Annotated in this window: 13 protein-coding genes; 8 read left to right on the top strand and 5 right to left on the bottom strand. The window is 42.1% G+C overall.

Features of this window, described 5'->3' with window-relative positions; genetic code table 11:
- Positions 1-8 precede the first annotated feature (8 nt).
- Positions 9-1,256 (top strand): competence/damage-inducible protein A, encoded by a 1,248-nt coding sequence (locus BIY37_RS02790; protein ID WP_070066320.1) that lies wholly within the window; start codon positions 9-11, stop codon positions 1,254-1,256.
- Between the two features lie 175 nt (positions 1,257-1,431).
- Here the strand turns inward: BIY37_RS02790 and BIY37_RS02785 are convergent, their stop codons facing one another.
- Complete coding sequence (locus BIY37_RS02785) at positions 1,432-2,466, bottom strand: response regulator (protein WP_070066319.1); 1,035 nt, start codon at positions 2,464-2,466, stop codon at positions 1,432-1,434.
- A gap of 610 nt (positions 2,467-3,076) precedes the next feature.
- Between BIY37_RS02785 and BIY37_RS02780 the strand changes: the two genes are divergently transcribed.
- The 5 genes from BIY37_RS02780 (at position 3,077) to BIY37_RS02760 (ending at position 11,857) form a co-directional block, all read left to right on the top strand.
- Complete coding sequence (locus BIY37_RS02780) at positions 3,077-4,531, top strand: PAS domain-containing protein (RefSeq protein ID WP_070066318.1); 1,455 nt, start codon at positions 3,077-3,079, stop codon at positions 4,529-4,531.
- A gap of 276 nt (positions 4,532-4,807) precedes the next feature.
- Entirely contained in the window at positions 4,808-6,187 is a 1,380-nt protein-coding gene (locus BIY37_RS02775) for a sigma-54-dependent transcriptional regulator (protein WP_070066317.1), read from the top strand.
- A gap of 53 nt (positions 6,188-6,240) precedes the next feature.
- A complete protein-coding gene (locus BIY37_RS02770; protein ID WP_143299136.1) occupies positions 6,241-8,064 on the top strand; it encodes a B12-binding domain-containing radical SAM protein in 1,824 nt (607 codons plus the stop codon).
- Entirely contained in the window at positions 8,061-9,311 is a 1,251-nt protein-coding gene (locus BIY37_RS02765; protein WP_070066315.1) for a beta-ketoacyl-[acyl-carrier-protein] synthase family protein, read from the top strand. Before BIY37_RS02770 ends, BIY37_RS02765 begins: the two co-directional genes overlap by 4 nt.
- A 5-nt stretch (positions 9,312-9,316) precedes the next feature.
- On the top strand, positions 9,317-11,857 hold the full coding sequence (locus tag BIY37_RS02760; protein WP_070066314.1) for an ATP-binding protein: 2,541 nt from the start codon (positions 9,317-9,319) through the stop codon (positions 11,855-11,857).
- 26 nt (positions 11,858-11,883) lie between these two features.
- Here BIY37_RS02760 and BIY37_RS02755 read toward each other — a convergent pair whose 3' ends face one another.
- From BIY37_RS02755 to eno, 4 genes are all read right to left on the bottom strand, one after another.
- On the bottom strand, positions 11,884-13,944 hold the full coding sequence (locus tag BIY37_RS02755) for a response regulator (protein WP_070066313.1): 2,061 nt from the start codon (positions 13,942-13,944) through the stop codon (positions 11,884-11,886).
- Positions 13,945-14,190: 246 nt separating this feature from the next.
- Positions 14,191-15,447 (bottom strand): glutamate-5-semialdehyde dehydrogenase, encoded by a 1,257-nt coding sequence (locus BIY37_RS02750; protein ID WP_070066312.1) that lies wholly within the window; start codon positions 15,445-15,447, stop codon positions 14,191-14,193.
- Entirely contained in the window at positions 15,413-15,985 is a 573-nt protein-coding gene (locus tag BIY37_RS02745) for an FtsB family cell division protein (RefSeq protein ID WP_070066311.1), read from the bottom strand. The genes BIY37_RS02750 and BIY37_RS02745 overlap by 35 nt, the downstream gene beginning before the upstream one ends.
- Complete coding sequence (gene eno / locus BIY37_RS02740) at positions 15,967-17,253, bottom strand: phosphopyruvate hydratase (RefSeq protein ID WP_070066310.1); 1,287 nt, start codon at positions 17,251-17,253, stop codon at positions 15,967-15,969. The genes BIY37_RS02745 and eno overlap by 19 nt, the downstream gene beginning before the upstream one ends.
- A gap of 597 nt (positions 17,254-17,850) precedes the next feature.
- Here eno and proC point away from each other — a divergent pair.
- Positions 17,851-18,660, top strand: coding sequence for a pyrroline-5-carboxylate reductase (proC, locus tag BIY37_RS02735; protein WP_070066334.1), 810 nt, complete (start codon positions 17,851-17,853; stop codon positions 18,658-18,660).
- A 5-nt stretch (positions 18,661-18,665) separates the two neighbouring features.
- The coding region (gene tkt / locus BIY37_RS02730) for a transketolase (protein ID WP_070066309.1) at positions 18,666-20,313 on the top strand (1,648 nt) is incomplete at its 3' end.

The raw sequence follows: 20,313 nt of genomic DNA, 5'->3' as shown, positions 1-20,313 counted from the left end.
GATATTTAATGACAACAGCAGAAATTATAACCATAGGTACTGAAATAATAGCAGGGCAGATCGTTGATTCAAATGCCCAGCATATTGCCAAGAAATTAACTGAAAAAGGGATTCCTGTGCTATTTCAGACATCTGTCGGTGACGATAAGGAATTATTAAAATCTACTCTGAGAATTGCAAGCGATCGGGTGAACCTGATTATTACAACGGGAGGGCTAGGCATTACTGCAAATGACATAACCAGGGAAGTGATATCGGCTTTTTTCAACATTCCTTTGATTCCTGATGAAGAATCACGTATTCGTCTTCAAAAATATTTTTCAAACCGTCATACAAACAGAAAGGATGAGTACCGGAGACAATGCCTTATTCCTGAGGGGGCGATTGCGCTTCATACAGACAATGGGATTGCGACAGGGTTTGCCATCCATCACAAGAAAAAGGAAATAGTCTGTTTGCCTGGATCTCCTCGAGAAATGCAACCTCTGTTGCATAAGTACTTGAAAATATATGCAAGGCAACACAAGGCAGAAAAAGGATGTCTCGTTACAAGAAATTTGCATACCTTTGGTGTTTCTGAGCGACTTGTTGAGGATGCAGTCAAAGGTTGTCGGACAAACTCAGGACAAACGAAGGCAATAACGTTGGTGCGTGGCGGAGTTGTAACAATAAATATTCATACAACCGCTGAAAAAGAAAATAAAGCTGTAAGGCTATTAGACAAGGCAGAACGGGCTATCCGTAGAAAATTGGGTTACGCAGTATTTGGAGAGGGTGATGAAACGCTTGAATACGCCGTTTTTGTTCTTCTGAATAAGAAACATAAAACGATCGCCGTTGCTGAGTCGTGTACCGGGGGATCATTATCTGATAAACTCACCGATATTTCAGGTATTTCCAAATTTTTCCTGGAAGGTGTGGTGGTCTATAGTAATAATGCGAAGGTAAACGTGCTTGGTGTTCCAGAAAAACTTATTTTGAGACATGGTGCTGTAAGTTTACCGGTGGCGAAAGCGATGGCCAAGGGGATAAAAAAGAAGGCTTCGGCGGATATTGGTGTTGGCATTACGGGAATTGCCGGTCCTACAGGTGCGACTCCGGGAAAACCGGTAGGTTTGGTCTATATTGCAGTAGCAAAAAATGGTCTTGTTAGGATAAGGAAATGTCGGTTTGCTGGTTCCAGGATAGACATTAAAAATTATTCGGTAAATACTGCATTAAATATGGTACGCCTCGTATTACTTGATGTTATGTAAAAGATGGAAATATTTTTAAACCGCATACGTGAAATTCATAGCAATGATAGAGTGATGAGATCATAGTGACCGTCTATGAGATGCGCCAAAGGCACCCGTTCCTTTCAGTCTGAAAAAGCAAACCGTTTTATGCAAAGGTTCTCCGGTCAGAAGAGTGCTTGTATAAAATCGATTGTCAGAGAATTAAGGATTCTTCTGCCCGTCCCTGTTGTAAGTATGCTTCATGATGGCGATTAATAATGGCGAGTACCTTTTCTGTCACGGTTGGCGTAAATTGAGTGTGTATCCCTTGGGTAATAATTTCACAGGCTTTCTGGTGGGAATATTTCTTATGATAATGTCTGTCTGTGGTCAGGGCATCATACGCATCTATAATTGAAAGAATACTGGCTTCAAAGGGAATATCAGATCCTTCCAGACCATCAGGATAACCCTTGCCATTATACCATTCATGGTGATGTCTCACGATGGGTAAACATTTTTCCAAGAATTTTATTGGCGTAAGAATTTTATAACCAATCTCGGCATGACGTTTCATTAAATGAAATTCTTCCGGAGTAAGGTAGCTTGGTTTTGTCAGCACAAGATCGCCGACTCCAATTTTTCCTATATCATGAAGATAGGCACTATATCGTAGGACTTCAATTTCCGGCTCATTTTTACCCAATTCTTTGGCAACAAATGCTGAAAGTTCTGACACTCGTTTAGAGTGACCAGCAGTATAAGAATCTTTTGCGTCTATAGCGTGTAAAAGCGCTTCTGTCGTTGAAAAGAAATTTTGTTGTGCGGCCTTCCTCAAATTATTTACCAACATGTCTTTTTCCCATAGTTCGTTACTATGATGCAACGCCTTTTCTGCTACATTAAGGATTTCTGTTGGTTGAAAAGGTTTCACAATAAAATCAAATGCGCCATTCCGTAAAGAGGTAATGGTGTTTTCTATAGATGGGTGAGCCGTAATCATGATTATAGGGATGGTGGTGTTTGCGGAACGCATCTGTTTGAGAAAATCCAGACCGTTTGCTTTAGGCATTTTTATATCAAGAAAGATCATTTCCGGCTTTACGGTATCCATACTGACAATAGCTTCGTCAATATTTGATGTGGTGGAAACACAATATTTATCTCTTAAAATGATCTTTAGCGATTCCCTTACACCAAGGTCATCATCGATTACCAGGATGTTTGTCGATTTTGTTATTTGTTCCATACCTTAGTCCTCAAAGACATTTATAGATTACACTTTTTGTGCCAAATTACGAGGAAAAATTTAATAAAAGATTCATAACTAATTTACATTCTTTGGATAATAACAATTTTTTTATGATCAAAAAAATACACGGTATAGAACAAACCTACAACATTATTTAATGTCCCTTTTCCAGGAATAAAGATTCTCATTTTATAGCTATAATTGTACATTTATTGAAAAACTACAGTCTAAAACATGGTATGAATTTGTAAAAATGATCATTTTTCTTTTGCCTTTGGTTTCTCGGACGGTTAGCTTCTTTGGATAATTTTGTAAACTTATATCTGAAAATGAAAAATAATGCAACAAAATATGTCAATAAAGTAAACACATTTTTGTTTATTGTTTTTGATTTAAATTTTTTAATCAAAGGCGCAATGGTCTTATGTATAATAAATCAACATACTTAAAATGTTTAATCGACATATTATCAACAATTGGTACAGTAATTGCGATTTGAACATAATTGTTCAATTAATCTTATGTATCATATTTAAAAAGCTCATAGATATGTTTATTTGATTGACATTTTCTCTATAATCAAAGATTTTTTAGAAAGGGGTTTATTATGTACTCAATTTTGATAGTCTCGGATGATAATTCCGTTAATAACCTTTTTAAAAAGTCTTTAAATGGTGATTATGTAATTTACTATGCAAAGTCTCATGAGGATGCATTGCAGTTGTTGTTTAATAAAGACATCGATATAACGTTTTTAGACGTTCTTCTGGAGAACGATGGTGCAACCAAATTGTTGGAAAAATTTAAACAAATCAATATTGAACCAACGGTTGTTTTGGTAATTCCGGAGTCTCTGCCGATGTTGTCCGATGATGCTCTGAAGATCGGCGCATATGAACTGCTTGAAAAGCCATTGACTCATGATGCAATACAGCATGCGTCAAAGAGGGCGTTGGAAAAACAATCACTGAAAAAAGAACTGGGGTTTATTCACTCGCATATAAAAAATATACAGCCAGCGAATAAAATAACTGAGCTATCAGAACCTGGAATTAACAGGCAACCGACTACGAGTGAAATATATCTTAAATACAAAGAGGTCTTTCAAAAATTCTCGAAGGTATTAGCGCGAGTCCATGATCTTGGGAAACTTGCAGACTTGACGGTTGAGGCCATGTCTGAAATATTTGGTGTGGGTAAGGCGGTATTTGTGCTGGTATACAAGAAAGAAGGACTGAGCAGGCCTTATCGGTATCTAGGCATAGATGAGGCGGTTGCTAAAAAAATTAGCTTTAACAATAATGAGAGCATAATGCTCTGGCTAGCGAAAAATTATCAAATATTGACCAAGGACGTTATAGAACGGGAGGTCGCAAGTAATAAATTGAGCATACGTGAAGCGATAAATATTCAGAGGGAAATAAATATTTTGCAAGCCAGTTTGTGTATTCCTGTCTTGGCTTATGGAAACCTCAGTAGCATGATTACATTAGGAAACAAGATTACCGGAAAGGTTTTCTTTGATGAGGACATTGAGTTATTATCCATGCTGGCCGGGTATATAGGTATGGCAGTTGAGAATGCATTTCTGTATCGTGAGGCAAATCTTAGGAAGATTCAAAATGAGAACATTTTAGAAAATATCCCGTGTGGTGTAATTGCCATAAACAGCAATGGCAGAATTAATGCCTTTAACAAGAATGCTGCTAAGATGCTGAGCATTTCTTCGCACGATATCCTCGGAAAGGATGTAAAACACATCGGTTCTCTCTTTACGGATATTATTTTGAGAACGTTAAAAGACAAGAAGACGTATGAGATGCGCGAGGTTACACACCCAACTACACATGCCGTATATTCAGTAAGTACTTCTTTGTTAGATGCTGGCGGTGAGTTGGGGGCAATTATGATATTTTCGGATATAAGTGAAATTAGGAAATTACAATTAAGTTTAAGTGCCGTTAGGGAATTAGAGAGTAAGGTAAAGAATTTAGAAAACCGAAATACCTCATCCGGCATTTCACATGAGTTGAGTAATATCCTTGTTACTCAATCAGATTGATTATCAAAACAGACACCGAAAAGGCCTTTCTTCTACTCCTTCAACAGGCGTTTGCGATAGATATTCCGAATGGACCGCCCACAGAAATATTGTCGAAATTTATTTCAAATGATGACTTATTTCTGTAAGAGCGTTGGAAGGGTGCTTGTTCTTCCAAAAGAATATTTATCAGGGGTTTAATAGGTTGTATTTCAAAAGAATGATTTACAGTGGACAGTAGTGTTATGGCGCCGGGTAAAAGGGTATTTTATCTTTCTTGTTTGTCTCAGATTCTCTATGAAAACAATATTACTTGTAGATGATGAATCCAGTGTCGTTGAATCGCTCAGGCTTATCGTAAAGGATAGCTATAAGGTACTAAGTACTCTCAATGGAAGAGAAGCCTTAAAGATACTGGAAAAAGAACATGTGGATCTTGTCCTTCTTGATATAAAAATGCATGAAATGAATGGGTTGGAATTCCTCAGGAGGTTGCAACCTTTGGGTCAAGAGGCTGGTGTCGTCGTGTTAACCGCAGTAAATGACGTAAAAGCAATTGTCGAGGCGGTTAAGCTTGGTGCGTTAGATTATATTGTAAAACCCTTTGGGGTAGAAGAGATTAAGATAACCATAGAAAAAGCATTGCAGTTTAAAAGCTTAAGCCGGGAAGTTCGGTATCTTCGTTCAGAATCTAAAAGCCATTTGATTAACAAACTAATCCAAGGACGTAGCAGGGTAATGGAGGAAATACTTGATATTATTTCCAGAGTCTCCCGGGTGGACTCAACGGTTCTTTTACGGGGGGAAAGTGGAACTGGTAAGGAATTAGCGGCGCGTGCAATCCATTTTCATAGTAACCGCCGGGAGGAGCCCTTTATTGTGGTATGTTGTCCAAATCTGGCCGGCGAATTGCTCGAGGCGGAACTTTTTGGGCATGAGAAGGGATCATTTACCGGTGCATATGAGAGGCGTCTGGGGAAATTTGAAATAGCTGAAGGTGGTACGATATTTCTCGATGAAATCAGTGAGATAAGCCTCCCGCTGCAAGCTAAACTCCTGAGAATCCTTCAGGAGAAAGAGTTCTCCCGTTTAGGCAGCCATGCCGTTATAAAGACGGATGTGCGTGTTATTGCCGCAACAAATCGAGATTTGGAATCCATGATCAAAGATGGCCGATTTCGTGAAGACCTTTACTATCGTATCAATGTAGTTCCCCTATATCTTCCGCCACTTCGTGAGAGACAAGAGGATGTTCCACAATTGGTAGAACACTTCTTCGGTATTTTTCGAAAGGAGTGTCATGCAAAAATGGAATACATCTCAAAAGAAGCTATGGAAGCATTACTAAAGTACCATTGGCCGGGAAATGTTAGGGAACTGAAGAATGTTATGGAGAGAACTCTTGCACTTTACGGAAATGAGTTGACGCTCTTTCCTGAACATCTTCCAATTGAAGTTACCGGTATTTCGTCCCGGAATCTGCAACGAGTGAAGTCAGATGGGAACTGGCGAATCACGTTAGAGGATGAAGTAGGAAGAGTTGAAAAGCAACTTATTGAACAGGCTATTCATCAATCCGGGGGTGTGAAATCAAAGGCAGCCAGGCTCCTCGGAACTACCCGCCGCGTTATTAGTTATAAGATGCAGAAATATGGAATTGCAGACACAGAAAACTGAATTGTTGCATGCACTAACTTTATACCTCCGGCAAAATTTTTAGGATAACGACTATGCAGACAACACAAGGCACAGACATTATGCTATGGAATTCATTTATGGGAAAGGCATATTCCGTTAGTGATTGTTTCAGGGAGAATGGTATCGGAATACTCTCAAGAGCATGCCGGGACGCAGGTTTTTCCGTTGAGGTTGAAGATCCGGCTTGTATTGAATTCTATACCACATTTACAAAAAACAACCTTACATCAAAGCTGTTCGAACTCTTTCCCCATGTTTTTAAGCCAAAGACGGAAGAAGATAGGGTAGCGTCCAGGAATGAGTGGAACATCCTCCAGAATAATCTCAATGAGATTATCAAAGAAAAAATGGAAGGATACCTTTCTGCTCTGGTTAACAAGGTGCGTAAAGATCGGGTTAAAGTGCTAGGAATTAAGACATGGCTTGGCGACAGATTTACCTATTCCGAGAAGTTTGCACAAATGGTAAAAGAACAAAGCCCGGAGACTTTGGTGATCGCCGGCGGACCACAGGTCAATCAATTTAAGGCATGTGCGCTGGAAAGTAGCCCTTTTGACTTTTGTATTGATGTTGAGGGTGAAGTAACGCTGGTACAGATTCTTACGCTTGTGCGGGAAATTTCTGCTTGCGGAGGTCTGAAATCCGATGTAATAAAAAAAATTACGGAACTTGCAGAGGCGGGTAAGATTTTTAATTTATTATATAGAGATGCCAACGGTATCGTGAGGGAAACACCGGTTAAGCGGCTTCCTCTAAATGCAAAACCTTTTCCCTTCTATGAAAAGGAGGACAGGAAGGTAAATATTGCAGTTATAAACGAATCCTCTGGCTGTTATTACGGGAAGTGCAAGTTTTGTACGCATCCAAATATTACCGGCAGATATCAAGCCAGAGATGTTGCACTGACCATTCAAGAAATAAAAAATACTTTGGAGGAAACAGGTATCGGACTCTTTCGTTTTGCAGGTTCTGCAACACCCGTTTCATTGAGCAGCCGAATCGCCGATGCTATTTTAACGGAAGGCTTGCAGATTGAGTATTCAATGTTCATCCGGGCAGAGACCAGGGCAAAAGAGAGGGCAGAAGAGCTTGTTGCAGCCTATGAAAAGATCGTACGCTCAGGACTTCGGGCAGTTTTTCTTGGCGTTGAGACAGCAAACGACGAAGTTCTTTCAGCGATAATGAATAAGGGGAATACTACGGAGGATTTTTACTTCACGATTAAGGCCCTAAAGCAGGCATCCCGCAACGAAAGAATGCATCTTGATGTTGGAATCAGTATGATTTATCCTTGCCCAGTACCGTATGGAAGTGGTATAACACACGAGCAGATTTTGGAAGAGAATTTGCATTTACTTCGGAAATTAGAACATGAGGATTGCAAACCGGATTCGGTTCTGATAACCCCTGCTGCTCCCTTACCTGGGACGGCATGGCAAAAAGAGCCAGAAAGATTCGGATTTAACTTGCCCGATAATTATCACCAAACGGTCTTACGATACGAGTATGAACTGGCGAAAGACCCAAGCACCTGGAGAGACCTGAATATCTCCCTGCAGGGAATAAACTTCCAGGACATGCTGAAGATGTCCGCCTTCATGGAGAAAAAGGTGCGGGAAATGGGTTACACGGTAAACGTGTCCGATGAGCATTGTCTTGCGGCAAGGAGTGCAGGATTTACAGGCCAGAGAGGATTAGAGGAATTTAAGACAAAAAGCGATTTGGCTTTGTTGACAACGGATTATCGCTTCCTGAATGATGTTTACCGAAAAATAAACGCATACAGCCGTAAACTGGCAGAGAAAAATTTCTCTCCGGCGGAGACGGATATTTCGTGGGGAGGAAAAGTTTTATGAAAGCAAGGCGCGTCGTTATCACGGGCCTGGGGATATTAGCCCCCAATGGTAATGGAAAAGATGCGTATTGGGATGCTCTGATTAAAGGACGATCGGGGATAAAAAAAATTGCTTCCTTTGATTCATCTCCGTTCAGTACACAGATTGCAGGTGAGGTAAAGGACTTTAATCCCTGCGATTACTTTGACTCAAAATTGGTCAAGCGAAGCGGAAGATTTACCCATTTTGGTGTTGCAGCATCAAAGATGGCAGTTTCAGACTCCCGAATAGACCTGAGCACCGAGAACCGGGACAGGTGCGGCGTGTGCTTTGGGACAACGATAGGCGCTGAAAATGATATCTATGAAAGCCAGCACCGGAGATTCTTGGAGTTAGGTCCAAAGGCGGTTAACCGTTTTACAGCCCCTGAATTTACGCCACACGTGGCAACTGGTTATATATGCTCGGAATTGAAAATTACCGGACCCAACTCAACGCTGTCATCCGGGTGCTCAACCGGGCTTGAAGTTATAAACTGGGGTTTTAAGATGGTTAGGCGGGGAGAGGTGGATGTGGCAGTCGTGGGGAGTTCAGATGCCCCCATTTTCCCCTTTGCCATGTCTACCTTCTGCGCCCTGGGAATTCTTTCAAAAAGAAATGAAGCACCTGAGAAGGCTTCGCGACCCTACGATAAAGGACGTGATGGCATGGTCATCAGTGAGGGTGGAGCTGCTGTGGTGATCGAAGAACTAAATCATGCGTTAGAGAGGGGAGCAACGATATATGCTGAAATTGTATCCTATGCATCTACCTGTGATGCGCAGGATGTCGTTCGGGTTGATCTTAGTGGGCAGGCGTTGGTTTCCGCAATAGAGCAGGCATTAACTTTTGGCAAAATGAGAAGGGAAGAGATAGACTATATCTGTGCACATGGGAATGCTATTCCGAGTTATGATGTGTCAGAAACCAATGCCTTCAAAACATTTTTTCAAAAGCATGCGTATAAAATTCCGGTAAGTTCAATAAAGTCTATGACAGGACAGGCATACGCGGCCGGAGGTGGCTTTCAGGTAGTTGCAACGAGCCTTTGTTTAAAGAACGGATTTGTTACTCCCACCATTAATCTGGAGATGCCCGATCCTCTCTGTGACCTTGATTATGTTCCACTCCACTCCAGGCGTTTCCCTATGGGCACGGCGTTGATTAATAGCCATAGTGTTGGGGGGACTCACGCCGTTCTTGTATTAAGGAAATATTCGCAGGAATAAAAGACATGCTCATAAGTCAGGCAATGTTCATTTTCCTTTTTCTGCTGATTGCTGGGATCGGAATCTTTGTACTTCTGAGAAATCCAACAAACATCATTAACAAGCGATTTTGCGTTTTTGCGCAAGCCGTGGCCGTGTGGATATTCTTTATTTATTTTTTGCTCCAGACAACAGATCCCGCATTTGCTACCTTCAGACTCAGACTCGTTTTTTGTGCCGCCGTCTTCATTCCATCTTCCTTTTTTTCTTTTTCGACTGTTTTTCCTGACCGGACGGAAAGATCTATTGATCGTTATTACAGCATATCCTTTTTTGTCATAAGCATTCTCCTCGTTTTATTTTCTTCCCATATCGTCGAGTCCGTGTCCTTTGTAGAACGATTTCCTCAGGCTAAATACAGTCCGTTATTTCCCATATTTTGGCTTTATTTTATTACCTGCATGGCATATTCATTATATACCCTTTACAGGAAAAGTGTCTGCTTTTACGGGATAAAGAGATTGCAGGTCCAGTATTTATACTTCGGGGTGGCAATGTCCGTATTTCTGGGAATCATTACCAATTTTGTCATGCCAATATTAGGTCTGTGGCAGGCTGAAGTATTTGTCCCGCTCGTAGCCGTTCCTATTCCGATTACTGTCGCTTACGCTATCGCAAAGTATCATCTCATGGATATCAGCGTAGTGATTAAACGCAGCACTGTTTATGCCGCTCTCTCCGTCATTCTCAGTATAATCTATTTTACAGTTGGACTCGTCATGAGCAGAATACTCCCGGTATCAGAGTACAAAGAGACCGTAACTAACGTAGTATCCATAATGGTAATGGTCTTAACCTTTGTGATTGCCAGAGAATCAATTCAACACTTTATTGAAAACAATTTCTTCCATACCAGGTATAGCCACCCGAAGATACTGAGCGGTTCTATGATGATGTTTTCTTCTATCCATGATTTGAACAGACTCCTTCACTTTGCCATCCAATATTTATATGACTCTGTCGGTATTCAGAAGATAGGAATACTGATAAAGGATGAAAAAACCAAAGATTACCACCTAAAAGCGGCTATCAATCTGGTATCTGAAGACACGTTGTGTTTCCTCAACCATGATGCTGTTGTTACGTGGCTTCGCGAAAAGAGAACCGTTCTTTCGAAAGAACAATTGAATCGTTTTACGCATAGTGAGCTTGACCAGGTATTGGAAAAAACCATGGCATCCATGGACATAGACAGTTGTGTCCCGGTTTTTCAGGAAAACAACCTCCTTGGCATAATCCTCCTGGGCAGGAAGGTAAGTAAGAGTGTCTTTACCCAGGAAGATATTCAGATGTTTCTTGCATTTTCCGGCCAATTGGCGATGGCTGCTCATAATGCCCGCCTCTATTCAAGACTGGATGAGGCCAAGACCTATCGGGATAATATTCTTCAAAGTTTAAAATGTGGGGTAATTGCTGTAGATATTCATGAGGAAGTCACGCTGATCAATAGTGAGGCAAAAATTATCCTTGGCTTAGAAAGTACCGGTTCTAACGGGACTACGCTCAGTGCTCTTAATAAAGACACCCATCATTTGCTGCGTCATACCCTAAAGAATAATGTAGACTATCGTGATATCGAAACGTTCATCGAGAGAGACGAAAAAAAAGTTCCGTGCAGCGTGACCATAACACAGCTAAAAACTGAGGCCGGAGAAAAGCTCGGCGCACTCATAATTCTGACCGATTTGACGGAACTGAAATTGCTGCAGATGGAAAAACAACATGCCGACCGGCTTGCATATCTTGGCACTCTCGCTTCTAATATTGCCCATGAAATAAAAAATCCCCTGGTAGCCATAAATACCTATTTTCAACTCCTCCCTTACAAAAGAGATGATGTTGAGTTCCATACGAACTTCCGTGAGATTGCCTTAAAGGAAATCGGAAGGATCAACAGAATTATTGAAGATATGCTAAATTTGGCAAAACCTTCTAATTCTGTTATACGGAGTATAGACCCTCATGGTTGTATAATGGACACCATAAATCTGCTCAAACATACGGCTGCAAATAAAGGTGCGGAGATAACCGCGACATTAGAGGAGCAAAGATGTCAGCTAGTTGCAGATGAGGATAAAATAAGGCAGGTGCTCATTAATATTATGCAAAATAGTCTTGACGCACTACCGGAAAACGGCTGTATTCAGGTGAACACTCAAATCATAGACACGGTTTCTGAATTCAGAAAAATGGCAAAAATAAATTCCGAGAGTATATTTTTCACGTTTGATCCTTCTCAATCAGAGCAAACGGGAAAACAATATTTTGTGATAAAGGTCTCAGATAATGGCATGGGGGTTCCTAAGGGAAAAATTGCACACATCTTTGAACCATTCTTTACGAATAAAGACAAGGGAACAGGGCTTGGTCTTGCTGTTGTCTATCGAATAATAAAGGATCATAAGGGATGTATCTATATGGAAAGCGAAGAAGGGAGAGGAACAGATTTTTATGTCATTTTGCCATTAAATAGCATAGTTCCTTCAAATATTGTGTTTCATCGATAGAGAAGAACGGGAGATTCCTTCCGACTTTATAAATGTTTTCTTAAGGCGGCAATGTCGCTCAGGAATCGTTCGTTGGAATACATCCCCTTTTTTACCACTAATGAAACGCAGTGATTTAACTTTTCCTTATCTGACGGTGTCAGATCCTTTGAAGTAACCACGATAATGGGAATTGTGTTAGTCTCCGGTGACATTCTTAATTTATCCACAACGTCAAATCCACTGACTTCCGGCATCATCAGGTCTAAAAGGATCAGGTCAGGCTTATGGTGAAAAGCCTTTTCGATTCCTTCTCTTCCTCCTGAAGCCGTTAAAACATCATATCCTTCAGCACGGAGGATGGTGTTGAGTAATTCTACCGATTTATGATCATCGTCAACAATCAATACCTTCGTGTATAAGTTATTGGTTTTGGGGAGAAATCCGTATGAGGAGAGTTTTGACAAGAGATCATTCCTGCTTACCGGTTTGCTGAGATAATCTGTTGCACCCAACCCAAAACCGATATCTTTATTATCTACAAGAGAAATTACCAGTACAGGAATATCTTTAACCTCGGTATCCTCCTTCAGTTCTTTTAATACTTCCCATCCGTCTTTTTTGGGGAGCATTATGTCCAGGGTAATAGCAGAAGGTTTAAATTGCCTTGCCTTTAGCAAGGCTTCTTCACCATCGAAGGCGGTAATTGTCTGGTATCCTGATTTGTTTAAAAAAACACATAATAGTTCGCTCGTCTTAGGGTCATCTTCTACTACCAGAATAGTCCCCCGGTTTACCGGTTTTTCAGATAAATGGGCACTCTCTTTTTCAACTTGGGCATTTGTATTTACCGGCAGGATGAAATAAAAGGTACTGCCAACACCCACTTTGCTTTCAAAGCCTATTTTGCCACCATGCATTTCAACTAATTTCTTCGTGAGGGCAAGACCCAATCCTGTTCCTTCGTATTTGCGCGAGTGAGAACTGTCGACCTGTGAAAATTCCACGAAAATTTTTGAGTAATCTTCGGGAGCTATCCCGATGCCTGTATCCATAACTTTAATTTCAATAAAATCTTTTTCTCTTTTCAGTGATGTCGTATGGAGAGTAATATTTCCCTTTTCCGGAGTAAATTTAATAGCATTGGAAAGCAGATTATATAACATTTGTTTGAATTTGGTAAGGTCTGCAACGAGCCGGTCACATGGATTGTGGATTATGGTTTCTATAGTAAGTGACTTTTTGTTTGCAAGCCCTTTCAGAGTTATTAAGACGGCTTCTATAGCCTTGCCTATCTCAAATTCTTCATATTTTAATTCCAGTTTACCGGATTCTACTTTTGAAAGATCCAAAATATCATTGATCATCTGCAACAGATGTTGGCCACTGCTGTGAATATCAATAACGAACTCCGTCTGTTCTTCATTTAAAACACCGCACAGATTATCCCTAAGCACTTCAGAAAAACCAATGATTGCATTTAATGGAGTCCGCAGTTCATGTGACATGTTGGCGAGAAACTCACTCTTGGACCTGTTGGCGGCTTCTATCTTTCTGTTTTGTGTCTCGGTAAGTCTTATCTTTTCTTCAAGTGCTGCGTGGTAACTGTGAATGTAGGCGTCTATTGCCAGTTGCATATCCAGGTTCATGATCTTATCCATCACGAGGAGATAGTCTGTCATCTTGTCCGGCTGGTCTTTATAGTTTTCAATGATAAGAGGAAAGATCAGTCTGTGATATAAGCAGTATGCGCCGATATACCAATTGGGATGCAGATCGATGCGATCGTGAGTTTTTCCCACATTTAAACGATGCGTAAAGTATTTCTCGCCATAATTCCCCTCAGTTAACATCAGGAGATATTCCTTTTGCGTGCGTTTAACCTTTTTCATCGTGTCTCCATCGGCTAAAAATACCCTGGTTTTTTCGAACCGGAGGAGATGACGGAAGAAATTGCTTATGATATCGTCAGCATGCCGATGGATAAGGCCGTTTAACTCTTTCAACAGGGTTGCATCTCTTTCTGTAAAGTCCAAATAGTCTTTGCGAGTCAGACGCTCCTGTTCGCTCAGGCGCAGGTCATTTAAAGGCATGACATGCTCTTCCATGATTAACACCTTTACTCAATGAGGTTTTCGAATATGGTTTTCATTTTTAAAATTCTACTAAAAATTTATATGAATGATAAGAAGAAAGTTGAAATGGCTGGTTGAACCGTTTTTTTAAGATTCTCAAACAGACTCTCACGATAAGGATCTTTGAGAGAATCAGTGCCAAAGCGGTGAAAATTCAATTTTGGACAGCAATGATTGTGGGCATAAACTTGTGGACAATCGGTAAGATTTTCCCCAATCTTATTTCCTTAGCTGTCCATTTCCAAAAACTACGAATTTGTATGTGGTAAGTTCTTCAAGTCCCATGGGGCCTCGGGCGTGAAGCTTGTCAGTGCTGATGCCAATTTCTGCGCCCATGCCAAATTCGTAACCGTCAGTGAAACGTGTGGAGGCATTGACGTACACGGCTGCCGAATCAACCTCCCGCGTAAATTTCATGGCGGAATTGACATTGTCGGTGACGATGGCATCAGAATGATTTGATCCATACGTGGCAATATGGCTAATGGCTTCATCCAGGGTTTTTACTACCTTTATATTTAAGATCAGGTCAAGGTATTCCTGATAATAATCGTCTTCTACGGCATGTTTCATATTACCCGCGATTTTACCGGTCTTATCACAACCCCGTATTTCTACGCCTGAACTTCTCAATTTATTTGTCACGACTGGTAAAAACCTTTGCGCGATCTTTTCATGTACCAGCATCGTTTCCATAGCATTACAGGTGGCGGGGCGTTGTACCTTTGCGTTAAAACAAATCTCTTCAGCCATGGTGAGATCAGCATATTCGTCTACATAGGTGTGACACACTCCTTTGTAATGCTTAATAACCGGTATGGTAGATTTTTCTACAACCGTGCGAATAAGCGCCTCACCACCGCGGGGAATAACAACATCTATATATTGATCTGCGTTCAACAAGTAGTCGATAGCCTCACGGTCTATAAGTTCGATAAGCTGGATACCCCGTGTGTCCAGTCCTGCTCTTTCCAAAGCAGATGTGAGAATTTTATAAATTGCAATATTTGAATGAATCGATTCTTTCCCGCCGCGCAGAATGACGGTATTTCCCGCCTTTAAACATAAGGATGCCGCGTCGGCTGTAACATTGGGGCGGGATTCATAGATAATGGCAATAACGCCGATGGGTACCCGTACTTTCTGAATTTGTAACCCATTTGGACGGGTATGTCCCCACAGAAGTTCACCGACAGGGTCGGCAAGATGAATGATTTGTCTGACGCCTTCAGCCATACCCCCGATACGGCTGTCAGTGAGCCGAAGCCGGTCGATCATAGCCTCAGAAAGCCCGGCTTTTTGAGCCGCCAAGACATCCTTTTCATTTTCTGCCTTGATCGCAGAGGTTGAGGAAAGAATACCTTCTGCAATATATTGAAGTGCGGTGTTTTTTACTGCGGTATTTGCTGAGGCAATGGATCGTGACGCAATCTTTGCATGTTTAACAATCTGATTTACATAGTTTTCTGTATTCATAGTGATAGGATATTACATAATAGGCCACGGCAATAAGAATGACGAAGGCAGGAAACTGCCAGGGAAATGCACCATCAAAGAGGAATGCCTTCCATCGGTTCCGTGCGGGAATTTTTTCCGGCTCATTCGGTGTGGTGCTTTTAATGCGGAAATGATATTTATTATAAATAATTTCATCCGATCCGGTATATCCAAGAACTTCCCGTGCCTCTTTTTCAATGCGGACCGGGTCTTTTTTTAAAGCAGAATATTCATTTTCAAGCCGGAGATTTTCAGCCTCCAGCCGTGTAGCCTGCTTTTCCAATACCTTTTTAACTTCCAGCATCCGGACTCTGTCCTGCCGTATCTTGCTGATTGTCCAGGAGAAGAAAATTATCACACCGGATGTTATAAACACCAGGATCACGAATTTGTTGAAATAGGAATTCCTGTCTCTTCCTTCGGCTCTTTCTCCATGGAGAGATGATGTTTCAAAGGAAGGAAAAGCAGTAGAGGAATTCTCTTCACTATCGGACATGCCTATTTTAGCATTTTGCATAGTTTACCTCCGTAAATAGCGTTGTCAGAAAGATCTTCTTCGATACGCAGGAGTTGGTTATATTTTCCTATTCGATCGGTTCTGCAGAGAGAACCGGTTTTGATTTGTCCCGCATTTGTAGCCACGGCAATATCGGCAATGGTGGTATCTTCCGTTTCTCCTGAGCGGTGTGAAATAACCGTGGTGTATCCATTCCTTCTGGCCAGTTCTATGGCGTTCAGGGTTTCGGTAAGGGTGCCGATTTGATTGACCTTGATGAGGATGGAATTGGCTACTCCCTGTTCTATCCCCTTGGTTAAAATTTCCGTATTTGTTACAAAAATGTCGTCACCAACAAGCTGAATGTTATCTCCCAGACTATTGGTTAACTTTTTCCAGCCATCCCAATCCTCTTCTGCAAGGCCGTCTTCTATGCTGCAAATAGGGTATTTGCTTGAAAACTTCGTATAGAGATCGATCATGTCGTCGCTGGTCTTTTTTGCGCCAGCCTCTGCCCGTAACACATATTTACCATCTTTATAAAATTCACTGGCAGCCGCGTCCAGCGCCAGATAGATGTCCTTGCCCGCGCTGTAACCCGCTTTTTTTATCGCCTCCAGGATCAGCTCGAAGGCCTCTTCTGTGGTTTTGAGACTCGGGGCAAAACCGCCTTCGTCGCCTACGTTGGTATTATAATTCCTGGATTTTAATACCGTCCGGAGGTTGTGAAATACCTCAGCCCCCATGCGTAATGCCTCGGCAAAGCTGTCTGCGCCAATAGGCATGATCATAAATTCCTGGATGTCGAGATTGTTGTCCGCATGTTTACCGCCGTTCAGTATATTCATCATAGGTACCGGCAGAATCTTGGCATTTGTACCGCCAAGGTATCGGTAAAGCGGGAGAGACAAGGCATTTGCTGCTGCCTTGGCTACGGCCAGGGAAACGCCCAGCAGGGCATTGGCGCCCAGTCTTTCTTTGTTTTTTGTTCCATCCAGTGAAATCAAAAGATTATCGATCTCAACTTGTCGGGTTGCATCCATTCCTTCAAGCTTGTGAGCAATAAGTTCGTTCACATTTTTTACTGCGGTTTGTACGCCTTTGCCCATATAACGGAACGGTTTGTCTGAATCCCTGATTTCCAGTGCTTCCCGCTTCCCTGTGGATGCCCCTGATGGCACAGCGGCTCGGCCCATCACTCCATTCTTTAAAAAGACTTCTGCTTCAACGGTGGGATTTCCCCGGGAATCTAAAATCTCACGTGCCTTAACACAACTAATGGTAGTCAATGGCCGCTCCTATATTATATGTATGATTTTAATTTAAGGTGGGTTTTAAAGCATTAAAAACATGAGTTTTATAGTAAATTTCCAGTGACTTGTCAACCAGATTCTTGAAAAAATGACTGATATTATCTGCTATTCCCGAGTGAAACCATTTTCTGGACGGAAAGTCTTAACGTAGCAGATATCTGGCTTATGGGAAAGGCTTGCCTTTGAGCATAAGATAATGACAGGGTCCTGACATAAGAAACAAGAATGCCTTTAGAACCTCTCAAATAAGGTAATCGCCTGTCCTTACCGTTAAGGGAAATTGAATGGATGAAAAATTTAAACGGTGATTAGCAGGCATGATATAACAAACGTCTTAAATAAGTTACATTCCGTTCCCCTGTGTCATTCCCACGCACGTGGAAATCCAGAAAAATAGCGAAAGACTGGATGCTTGTTTTCACAGGAACGACAACGTGGTTTTTGTTCCTTCTGGTTGAATAATCCTGGAAAATGAAGCATGAAGCAAAAAGATATAGAATTATGAGGAGTAAAAATGCTAAGATATGGATGCAAATTTCATATCAATTATCCTTGAAAAAGAAAATATCCGTCATGTTGCAAGAAAAGATAGGGTTTATTGGCTGCGGGAAGATGGGGGAGGCGCTTTGTAAAAGCATGGTTAATTCCAGGCTGAGTGAAGCTAGCCGTATAATTGCAAGCGACGTTTTGGCTGAACGATGCAAATTATTAAGCCAGGAGATTGGTATACAAACTACGCAAAACAATAAAGACGTAGCCTCCTTTGCTGATATTATTATCCTGGCGGTAAAACCACAGATGGTGAACGAGATACTTGCCGATTTAAAAAACAGCATTACCCAACGACATTTAGTGGTATCGATTGCAGCGGGCATTCCGATACAGTGCATTGAATCGAGACTGCAATCCGGTGTTCGCGTTATTCGGGTAATGCCTAATACCCCTTGTTTGGTAGGTCTATCAGCGACGGCATTTGCTCTGGGCTTGCATGCCACCCAAAAGGACGGGCAATTGGTGTCTACTATATTTAACTCCGTCGGGAAGGTTTTCCATATGGACGAAAAATATTTGGATGCCGTGACAGGACTGAGTGGAAGTGGGCCTGCATACGTTTACATGTTTATCGAGGCGTTATCTGACGGAGGTGTCAAAATGGGACTGCCCAGGGATATAGCCACCATCCTTGCAGCGCAAACCGTTTTGGGGGCTGCAAAGATGCTTTTGGAAACGGGACAGCATCCAGCACAGTTAAAGGATGCCGTGACCTCACCAGGTGGTACGACGATTGAAGGACTAAGCAAACTAGAAGATAGTGGCTTCCGCTCGGCTGTCATCAATGCTGTTGAAGCGGCTACGTTAAAATCAAAGGAATTAGGAGAATAACTTGCATGCTAATACAAAAAATAGATAAGCAGAAGATAAATCTGGCCGTAAACACCTTACGAATGCTCTCAGCGGATGCCATTGAAAAGGCGCAATCTGGCCATCCGGGCCTTCCCATGGGTTTTGCCGATATAGCCTTTGTCCTGTGGATGCAATTCCTGCGGTTTCATCCAACAGACCCGCAGTGGCCCAATCGCGATCGTTTTATCCTGTCTGCAGGGCATGGTTCCATGTTGCAGTATTCATTGCTGCACCTCTTTGGGTACGATTTGTCTCTGGACGAAATTAAGCGGTTCCGTCAATTTGGGAGTAAGACCCCTGGTCATCCGGAATACGGGCATACTCCGGGAGTTGAGGTTACAACCGGCCCATTGGGTCAGGGATTTGCCAACGGGGTAGGAATGGCGCTGGCGGAACGAGTGCTGGCTGAACGATTTAATAAAAACGGCAGGACGCTTATTGATCATCACATTTACGGGGTAGTGAGTGACGGGGATCTGATGGAAGGAATTACTTCAGAAGCAGCTTCGTTAGCAGGACATCTCGGCCTGTCCAATATTATCTATATTTACGACAGCAACCGGATATCTATTGAAGGAAATACCTCCCTTACCTTTACCGAGGATGTTGGGAAACGATTTGAAGCTTATAACTGGCGGGTGCTTCATATAGACGGACACAATCATAATGAAATTGTTGAGGCTATCGAAGCGGCACGGAATGAAAGAGAGAGGCCTTCGCTGATCATTGCCAGGACACACATTGGCAAAGGAAGTCCTAATAAGCAGGATACGGCATCCGCTCATGGTGAACCGCTGGGTGCACAAGAGATAGAATTGACAAAGGAAAATCTTGGTTGGCCTAAAAGCCCTGCATTTTATATTCCAGACGAAGTAAAGCAACTCTGCCAGGGTCGTGTTGCCGAGCTGAAAGAAGAGTATACACAGTGGCAAGAACTGTTCAAGAGACATGTCAAAGACGATCCCGCCCTATCTCAAGCGTGGAATGCTTGTTTTAAGAAAGAAATACCTGGCGATTTGGAACTTGAGTTACTGAAAACCATCAAAAAGGAATCTATTGCCACCCGTTCAGCGTCGGGAGATATGATTCAAGTGATTGCCCAGAGGGTGCCCTCTTTTATGGGGGGTTCTGCAGACCTCAGCCCTTCAACAAAGACCTCTATAAAAAACTCCTCTTCCTTGGAAAAAAATCAGTTCTCTGGAAAAAACATCCATTTTGGAATCAGGGAGCATGCCATGGGTGCAATGTTAAGCGGATTGGCGCTTTATGGCGGCATTATTCCCTATGGCTCAACATTCCTGATGTTTTCTGATTATATGCGCCCTTCCATCCGTCTTGCAGCGATGATGAAGATCCAGGTGATCTATGTGTTTACTCACGACAGCATTTTTGTCGGAGAAGACGGCCCTACCCACCAGCCGGTCGAACATTTGTCATCTCTCCGCGCCATACCTAATCTCCTGGTGATACGGCCTTCGGACGCCACAGAAACGGCTGCTGCCTGGATCGTGGCGCTCAACCATAAAGACGGGCCAACCGCGCTCGTCCTCACCCGTCAGGATTTGCCGGTAATTATCCGCTCAATCTATCCGTCACAAAGTCAGTTAAAGAACGGAGCCTATATACTAAAGG

Source organism: Candidatus Brocadia sapporoensis (genome assembly GCF_001753675.2).
In the GTDB taxonomy this organism is placed as follows: domain Bacteria; phylum Planctomycetota; class Brocadiia; order Brocadiales; family Brocadiaceae; genus Brocadia; species Brocadia sapporoensis.
The sequence above is the reverse complement of the archived record's forward strand: the minus strand, read 5'-3'. Positions and strand labels throughout refer to the sequence as shown.

What these genes read in the sequence shown, in the direction of transcription:
- BIY37_RS02790 (WP_070066320.1), top strand. Translation starts at nt 9, where the DNA reads ATGACAACAGCAGAAATTATAACCATAGGTACTGAAATAATAGCAGGG.
- BIY37_RS02785 (WP_070066319.1), bottom strand. Translation starts at nt 2,466, where the DNA reads ATGGAACAAATAACAAAATCGACAAACATCCTGGTAATCGATGATGAC.
- BIY37_RS02780 (WP_070066318.1), top strand. Translation starts at nt 3,077, where the DNA reads ATGTACTCAATTTTGATAGTCTCGGATGATAATTCCGTTAATAACCTT.
- BIY37_RS02775 (WP_070066317.1), top strand. Translation starts at nt 4,808, where the DNA reads ATGAAAACAATATTACTTGTAGATGATGAATCCAGTGTCGTTGAATCG.
- BIY37_RS02770 (WP_143299136.1), top strand. Translation starts at nt 6,241, where the DNA reads ATGCAGACAACACAAGGCACAGACATTATGCTATGGAATTCATTTATG.
- BIY37_RS02765 (WP_070066315.1), top strand. Translation starts at nt 8,061, where the DNA reads ATGAAAGCAAGGCGCGTCGTTATCACGGGCCTGGGGATATTAGCCCCC.
- BIY37_RS02760 (WP_070066314.1), top strand. Translation starts at nt 9,317, where the DNA reads ATGCTCATAAGTCAGGCAATGTTCATTTTCCTTTTTCTGCTGATTGCT.
- BIY37_RS02755 (WP_070066313.1), bottom strand. Translation starts at nt 13,944, where the DNA reads ATGGAAGAGCATGTCATGCCTTTAAATGACCTGCGCCTGAGCGAACAG.
- BIY37_RS02750 (WP_070066312.1), bottom strand. Translation starts at nt 15,447, where the DNA reads ATGAATACAGAAAACTATGTAAATCAGATTGTTAAACATGCAAAGATT.
- BIY37_RS02745 (WP_070066311.1), bottom strand. Translation starts at nt 15,985, where the DNA reads ATGCAAAATGCTAAAATAGGCATGTCCGATAGTGAAGAGAATTCCTCT.
- proC (WP_070066334.1), top strand. Translation starts at nt 17,851, where the DNA reads ATGTTGCAAGAAAAGATAGGGTTTATTGGCTGCGGGAAGATGGGGGAG.